Raw genomic sequence first — 7,377 nt, 5'->3', positions numbered from 1 at the left:
CTGCAGCACCGGAATAGAACGGGAGAAGGGCAAGAAATTGATATTTCTTTATTTGATTCCCAATTAGCAGCATTAGTAAATGTAGCGAGTAATTATTTGTGTACAGGAGAATTGCCAGAGAGACTTGGGAATCAGCATCCGAATATTGTTCCGTATCAAGTGTTTAAGGCGAAGGATGGAGACCTTGTTGTTGCGGTCGGAAACGATGAACAGTTCCATAGGTTTTGTGTATTGCTTGGTAGACAAGATTTATCTCGTTTAGATCGTTATACAACAAATGCAAATCGCCTTTTGTATAAGGAAGAGCTCATAGACATAATTGCAAAAGAAATGAAGAAGAAAAAGAAAGAGGAATGGAAACAATTGTTGGATGAAGCAGGTATTCCAAATGGACCAATTCTCAATGTGAAAGAAGCGCTAGAAACAGAGCAAGCAGGGGCGCGAGAGATGACAGTTCATATGGAGCATCCAACAATTGAGAATCTTAAACTTGTAGGTTCACCATTAAAACTTGCAAAGACACCGGTGCGAATGCAGAAACATCCGCCACTCCATGGAGAACATACAGAACAGATTTTGAAAAATTTGGGGTATTCTCAGGAAAGTATTAGGGAAATGAAAAAAAACCAATGGATATAAGGAGGCAGTACAAATGAATTTTTCTTTATCAGAAGAACAACAAAGTGTTAGAAAAGTAGTGAGATCATTCGTAGATAATGAAATTATCCCATACATTAAAGAATGGGATGAAAAAGGGCATTTTGAAGAAAAAATCTTGAAGCGTTTAGCAGAATTGCAATTTATGGGCGTTTGTATTCCAGAGCAATATGGCGGCGTGGGTATGGATTATAATACGCTGGCTATCATTTGCGAGGAATTGGAACGCGGTGACACAGCTTTCCGTACAGCTGTATCTGTACATACAGGGTTAAATAGTATGACACTTCTGCAATGGGGAACAGAAGAACAAAAACAAAAGTACCTTGTTTCACAAGCGAAAGGTGAAAAAATTGGGGCTTTCGGTTTAACAGAACCAAATGCAGGGTCAGATGTTGTTGCTATGCAAACAACAGCAGTGAAACAAGGTGATCACTATGTATTAAATGGATCTAAAACATGGATTTCGTTATGTGATGTTGCAGATCACTTCTTAATATTTGCGAAAACAAATCCAGAATTAAAGCACCGAGGTATTTCTTGTTTTATCGTAGAACGAACATTTCCAGGAGTATCGACAAAAGCGATAAAAGGAAAGCTTGGTATTCGAGCTGGAAATACAGGTGAAGTATTTTTAGATGATGTAAAAGTACCAGTGGAAAACCTTCTTGGAGAAGAAGGTGAAGGGTTTAAAATTGCAATGGCTTCATTAGATAATGGACGTTTCACAGTAGCAGCAGGCGCATGCGGACTCATTCAAGCAAGCTTAGAAGCGAGTGTAAAGTATTGTGAAGAGAGAAAGACATTTGGTAAAGAAATTGGAAAACATCAGCTTGTACAGCAAATGATTGCGAAAATGTCTGCGAATCTTGAAATATCACGTTTATTGGTTTATAAAGCAGGATGGCTAAAAAATGAAGGGAAACGTAATACACGTGAAACGTCTTTAGCGAAATGGATCGCTTGTGACGCTGCATTTGAAGCGGCAAATGATGCAGTGCAGGTGCACGGGGCATATGGATATTCAAATGAATTTCCAGTAGAACGATATTTGCGAAATGCAAAAGCTCCAGTTATTTACGAAGGAACACGTGAGATTCATACCATTATGCAGGCAGAATATGCACTTGGCTATCGTTCTGATAAGGAACTCCGTAATATGTTACCGAAGTGGCCTTTTGAAGAAAGTGAGGCAGAAATGGTAACGAAATAAAATAGGAAGGTAGTGCAACGAAGGTTGCACTACCTTTTTTTTATATTTTTAATTTACAAGTATTTACATCCCTTTTGTCTTAGTGTACTATTTAACTAGTACACTAAGACAAAAGGAGGGAAGAAATGAAAATAGAATTTTCTCCTAACACACCGATTTATATTCAGGTGATGGAATACATAAAAAAAGAAATTGTAACAGGTCATCTATCACCTGGCGACAAAATTCCCTCTGTACGTGAATTAGCAAGCGAGTTACAAGTAAATCCAAATACGATCCAGCGTACATTTCAAGAGCTAGAGCGAGATGGTATTGTTGTAACACGTAGAGGGATGGGAAGATATGTAACAAGCGAGGGAGAGAAAATTATGGAGCTGCGCAAAGATATGGCAAAAGAGTTGCTTCATTCTTTTATAAACGGAATGGACAATTTAGGTTTTACAGAAGAGGAAATTCTCTCAATCCTCCGTTCCTCATTGGAAGAGAAAAGGGAGGAGAGCTGATGACAGGGCTATTAAAAATAGAGAACTTATGGAAGCGATATGGTTTAAAGGCAGTGATTCGTGAGCTAAACCTAGAGATTACAGAAGGAAAGATTATTGGCCTTGTTGGAGATAACGGTAGTGGAAAAACAACATTATTGAAAATGATTGCAGGTTTGCAGCACCCTTCGGAAGGAAATGTCACAATTGCAGGTAAGAAGGTGGGTTTAGAAACAAAAAAGATTGTTTCATTTATGCCGGATCGACCTGTATTTGATGAGTGGATGACTGTAAAAGATGCTATATTTTTCTATCGTGATTTTTATCAAGACTTTGAGATCCAAAAGGCAGTAGATGCAATCACTGAATTTAAAATACCATTAGAAGAAAAAATTAAAGTATTGTCAAAGGGAATGATTGAAAAATTACAGTTGATTTTAACATTTTCAAGAAAAGCAAAACTCTACATATTAGATGAACCGCTTGGCGGAATTGATCCCGTTTCACGTGAACATGTGCTAGAACTCATTTTACAGTTTTATCGTGAAGACAGTACGATTTTAATTTCGACTCATTTAATTGGAGAGATTGAAAATATATTTGATGAAGTCACCTTTTTGAAGGATGGAGAGATTGTACTGCATGAAAATGTAGAAGAACTGCGTTTTCAAAGAGGGAAAGCGGTGACTGAATTGTTTAAGGAGGTGTTTGGGAAATGAGTCAACTCCTTAGATATTTATATAATTGTAATAAAAAGAAGGTATGGGTAATTTATTTCGGATTTATTACCACTTCATTAATTCTATTATTTAATATGAAGGGATCTTCGGGGGTAAGGGTTTCAAATAGACAAGATATAATATTAATTATATTTATATTATTATTTTGTATGACTGCATTTTCTATCTTCTTACTGGCGATCTCTTCTTTCAGAAAAATAGTGAGAGGATCTATGATTCGGTATGCTGCAATTCCATCAAAGAAATATATATATGCGAATTTATTGTTTTTTATAATAATGTTTACTCTGTTGTCTTTAATRGGCATTGTTTTTTTACATCTTCTTTCTTTAAATATATATGAGAACAAGGCAAGTGGAGAGGTTCAACAGGGCATTAATAGTTTGTACAATTATGGTTTATTACACCATCTGTTCTCTATCTTTTTATGGCTTGTAGATTTAATAAGTACATTAATTTCTGTGTATTTCATAATCGTAGTTATAAAACTATTTAATGTGAAATCCTCATTAAATAAGGTGCTATTTATATTTTTCTTTGTCGTTTTCGGTGGAATCCAGTTTTTTATAACTAATATGTTAGCAAAAATAGATAGATATGTATTTTCTGTAAAGAATGTTGGATTTATAGATAAAAATGGTTTTTTCGAAACATCTTTTTATTTTAATGATGGTTCAAATATTTCTTATTTAAGTTTTAGTTTATTGTTAATCTTTCTATTGGTATTAATAACAGGTCGCATCATCGATAAAAAACTAGAAGTCTAAAGGAGGAACAATCATTGGGAAACGTAGTAGTGAAATTAGAAAACGTCCATAAAAAAATAGGAAAAAATGAAATTATTCGTGGTCTTTCATTTGAAGTTCGTGAAGGGGAGGTATATGGATTTCTTGGACCGAATGGAAGCGGGAAAACGACGACAATTCGGATGATGACTGGTCTGATTTCAATGACAAAAGGCGATATCACAATTTGTGGTCATAGCATTCGTACAGAACGTGAGAAGGCGTTAGAACAAATTGGAGCGATTGTCGAGAATCCTGAACTCTATGACTATATGACAGGAATGCAAAATTTAAGGCATTTTGCAAATATGGCAATTACACCAATTAGTAAAGAGCGTATCGTTGAAATTGTAAAGCTTGTTGAATTAGAGCATGCCATTCATAAAAAAGTGAAAACATATTCACTTGGAATGAAACAACGTCTTGGTATTGCGCAAGCACTTTTACATAATCCGAAAATTTTAATATTAGATGAACCGACAAACGGATTAGATCCAGCGGGTATTCGCCAAATTCGTGATTATTTACAACGATTAGCGAAAGAAGAAAACATTGCGGTTATCGTATCAAGTCATTTATTAAGCGAAATTGAACTTATGTGTGATCGTGTAGTTATTATTAAGCAAGGTCAGTTTGTGCAAGAGTATAACTTACATGAGCAAGCAAAGCATGGTGAAACGGTTGTAGTGGCATTTGAGGTAGATCAAATTCAGAAAGCGAATGAAATTATTAAAGGTAAGGCACAAGGAAGCGTAGTTGAGACATCTGTAGCGAAAGAAAAGATTCCGCAAATTGTAAAACAACTTGTGCATGCTGATGTACTTGTATATGGTGTGACAGTGCAAAATAAAACGTTAGAGGATGAGTTCTTAGCGATTACTGGGGGAGTGAAAGCGTAATGTTTAAATTAATTCAAAATGAATTACTAAAGCTACATGCGAAAAAAGGTATGTATATATTGATAGGCGTAATTGCTGCATTGGAAGTTTTAGGTGTCCTCGCAATATTGAAATGGGGTGAAGCTAAAGATTTTAATGGAACATATTTAGATTTTACGAAGTCAGATATTAGTTTAGTTATTTTATTTGCAACAATTTTCGGTATTACGATTGCTTCTCGTACGATTACAGAGGAGTTTCAAAAAGGAACGATTAAGCAATTATTAATTCGTCCGAGAAAAAGAATTATGATTTTATTTTCTAAATACATTTCTGTATTACTAACAATGTTATTTGTTGTCTTTGCAGGTATGTTAATTGCAATGATTATCGGTGCAATTGCAATGGACGGAGGGAAAACAGATTTAACGTTAAGCATATTGCTTAAGTCAATCTTATATCAACTTCTTGCACCGTTCTTCTTTRCAACACTTGCCTTTTTCTTGGCAAATGTTTTTAGAAAATCAGTATTACCATTAATCATTACATTGTTCTTATTCTTCTTGCAAGGGGCAATTAATATAGCTCTTATGATGTTTGCAAAAGGTATTGCTAAATTTGTTGTGTTTTTCCATTTGAACTTAAGTATGTACGACAGCAACAAATTAATTAGTGGCGGTGTTGAACCACCATTTACAGAATTTAATTTCACAACATCGCTATTACTTGTAATTGTGTATTTTGTAGTGTTACTTGTTGCATCGAGTGCATTATTCCAAAAGCGTGATGTATTATAAAATATTTATATAAACAATAATATATATGAAGAACTAAATGAGTATAAAAAGAAAGGTGTTATTAAATCAAATCGATTTGTATTTTTAGTAATATGACTTTACATGTATATATGAAATAAAAAAGATCCCCGGCAAGCGGGGATTTTCCTTAACCAACTTTTTCTTCTGTTTTTTCACGATCCCAGCATTCTGTATTTTCTAAACCAGGAATGCTGTCAGCGTAGAAGACTGGGTCTTGTCCAGCCTCTTTTTGCTTCATATAGTCTTTCAATGCTGCAAATGCATATTTGCTTAAGAAAATAATTGTAACTAAGTTGAAAATTGCCATAACGCCCATGAATAGGTCAGCTAAATCCCATACAACTTGAATGGTTGCAACAGAACCCAGGAATACCATACCAATTACAGCGATGCGGTAAATCATAAGTGTTGTTTTGCTTCCTTTTAAGAACTCGATATTTGTCTCACCATAATAGTAATTTCCGATTAGAGAACTGAAAGCAAACAAGAAGATTGCTACAGCGACAAAGATTGGAGCCCAAGGACCAATATGCGCTTTTAACGCTTCTTGTGTTAACTGAATACCATTTAAATCTGTTCCAGTATGAACGTCCGATAAAAGGATAATAAAAGCAGTACAACTGCATATTAATAATGTATCTGTAAAGACACCAAGTGTTTGAATAAAACCTTGTTTAACAGGGTGTGTTACGTTAGCAGTCGCAGCTGCGTTTGGTGCACTACCCATACCAGCTTCATTGGAGAATAAACCACGTTTGACACCAAGTAAAACAGCTGCACCAAAGCTACCGCCCGCGATTTCTTTTATGCCAAATGCGTGTGCTAAAATTTCTTTTATCATTTCTGGAATCAATGTAATATTTGTCACGACAACAAATAGTGCAACTGCAACATAAATGATTGCCATAACTGGTACAATCATTTCTACAACACGTGCGATTCGCTTTACGCCACCAAAAATAATAACAGATAATAGGGCAGCTAATGAAACTCCAACTATTTTTGGATCGATATGAAAAGCACCATCGAATGCAGATGTTACGGTATTTGCTTGTACAGCGTTAAAGACTAAACCGAAACTAACTGTGATTAAAACGGAGAAAATCATACCCATCCAGCGTTTGTTTAAACCTTTTTCCATGTAGTATGCTGGTCCACCACGGAATGTTTTACCGTCTTGAATTTTATAAATTTGTGCAAGTGTACTTTCAACGAAAGCAGATGCGCCGCCAATCATAGCGATAAGCCACATCCAAAAGACAGCACCTGGTCCACCCGTAGAAATAGCAATTGCTACACCAGCTAAGTTACCTGTTCCAACACGTGATGCTGTACTCATGCAAAACGCTTGGAATGAAGAAACACCATGCTTTTCTTTTTGTGCTTTACGTGTAGAAGGGCTTGCGCCATCGCCTAGCAAACGGATCATTTCACGAATGTGACGGAACTGAACAAATCCAGCTCTTATTGTAAAATAACAACCTACAGTGATTAACAATGTAATTAAAATATAACCCCATAAATATTCGTTTGTTGTTGTAATAAACTTATGAATCGGAGTAATGACATTTTCAAAAAAATCCATGTACGTAATCCTCCTTATTCTTATCATGATAATGTGTTTTGGAAAAATAGGTATAAAAAGCGACGTTTAACATTATAACAGAAAGTCTTGCAAAGAGGAAATTACAAAATAGATTTCTTATTATATATTTTAATAGGTATAGTATTTAAAAGCGAACTGAGAAAAATAGGAAGAATTTTAATGATATTCATATTAAAATATAAATATATCATCTTGGGG

The 7,377-nt window shown here is 35.1% G+C and carries 8 protein-coding genes; 7 read left to right on the top strand and 1 reads right to left on the bottom strand.

Going from position 1 to position 7,377, the window contains the following annotated elements; translation table 11 throughout:
- The 7 genes from AC1DIT_RS03400 to AC1DIT_RS03370 all read left to right on the top strand — a co-directional run.
- Positions 1–639 (top strand): CaiB/BaiF CoA transferase family protein (locus AC1DIT_RS03400; RefSeq protein WP_476998057.1); only part of this gene is annotated, 639 nt, incomplete at its 5' end.
- Between the two features lie 13 nt (positions 640–652).
- Positions 653–1,870 carry an acyl-CoA dehydrogenase family protein gene (locus AC1DIT_RS03395; protein ID WP_016132629.1) on the top strand — a complete coding sequence of 406 codons (1,218 nt, stop codon included), beginning with the start codon at positions 653–655 and terminating at the stop codon, positions 1,868–1,870.
- Positions 1,871–1,995: 125 nt separating this feature from the next.
- Positions 1,996–2,373, top strand: a complete 378-nt coding sequence (locus tag AC1DIT_RS03390; RefSeq protein WP_016113959.1) for a GntR family transcriptional regulator — start codon at positions 1,996–1,998, stop codon at positions 2,371–2,373.
- Positions 2,373–3,071: an ABC transporter ATP-binding protein gene (locus AC1DIT_RS03385; RefSeq protein WP_016113960.1), complete on the top strand. Its 699-nt coding sequence runs from the start codon at positions 2,373–2,375 to the stop codon at positions 3,069–3,071. The genes AC1DIT_RS03390 and AC1DIT_RS03385 overlap by 1 nt, the downstream gene beginning before the upstream one ends.
- Entirely contained in the window at positions 3,068–3,859 is a 792-nt protein-coding gene (locus AC1DIT_RS03380; protein ID WP_476998056.1) for an ABC transporter permease, read from the top strand. The genes AC1DIT_RS03385 and AC1DIT_RS03380 overlap by 4 nt, the downstream gene beginning before the upstream one ends.
- Positions 3,860–3,873: 14 nt before the next feature.
- Entirely contained in the window at positions 3,874–4,776 is a 903-nt protein-coding gene (locus AC1DIT_RS03375) for an ABC transporter ATP-binding protein (RefSeq protein WP_016131270.1), read from the top strand.
- Positions 4,776–5,552 carry an ABC transporter permease gene (locus AC1DIT_RS03370; protein WP_476998055.1) on the top strand — a complete coding sequence of 259 codons (777 nt, stop codon included), beginning with the start codon at positions 4,776–4,778 and terminating at the stop codon, positions 5,550–5,552. The genes AC1DIT_RS03375 and AC1DIT_RS03370 overlap by 1 nt, the downstream gene beginning before the upstream one ends.
- A 148-nt stretch (positions 5,553–5,700) precedes the next feature.
- Here AC1DIT_RS03370 and AC1DIT_RS03365 read toward each other — a convergent pair whose 3' ends face one another.
- Entirely contained in the window at positions 5,701–7,158 is a 1,458-nt protein-coding gene (locus AC1DIT_RS03365; protein ID WP_016132630.1) for an alanine/glycine:cation symporter family protein, read from the bottom strand.
- Positions 7,159–7,377: the final 219 nt, after the last annotated feature.

Source organism: Bacillus sp. 05T22 (genome assembly GCF_056396765.1).
Note: the sequence above shows the minus strand (reverse complement) of the source record. Positions and strands in the feature narration are given on the sequence as shown.

Bases quoted from the DNA above. Each gene is read 5' to 3' on its own strand.
- AC1DIT_RS03385 (WP_016113960.1), top strand. From the start codon at position 2,373: ATGACAGGGCTATTAAAAATAGAGAACTTATGGAAGCGATATGGTTTA.
- AC1DIT_RS03365 (WP_016132630.1), bottom strand. From the start codon at position 7,158: ATGGATTTTTTTGAAAATGTCATTACTCCGATTCATAAGTTTATTACA.
- AC1DIT_RS03390 (WP_016113959.1), top strand. From the start codon at position 1,996: ATGAAAATAGAATTTTCTCCTAACACACCGATTTATATTCAGGTGATG.
- AC1DIT_RS03395 (WP_016132629.1), top strand. From the start codon at position 653: ATGAATTTTTCTTTATCAGAAGAACAACAAAGTGTTAGAAAAGTAGTG.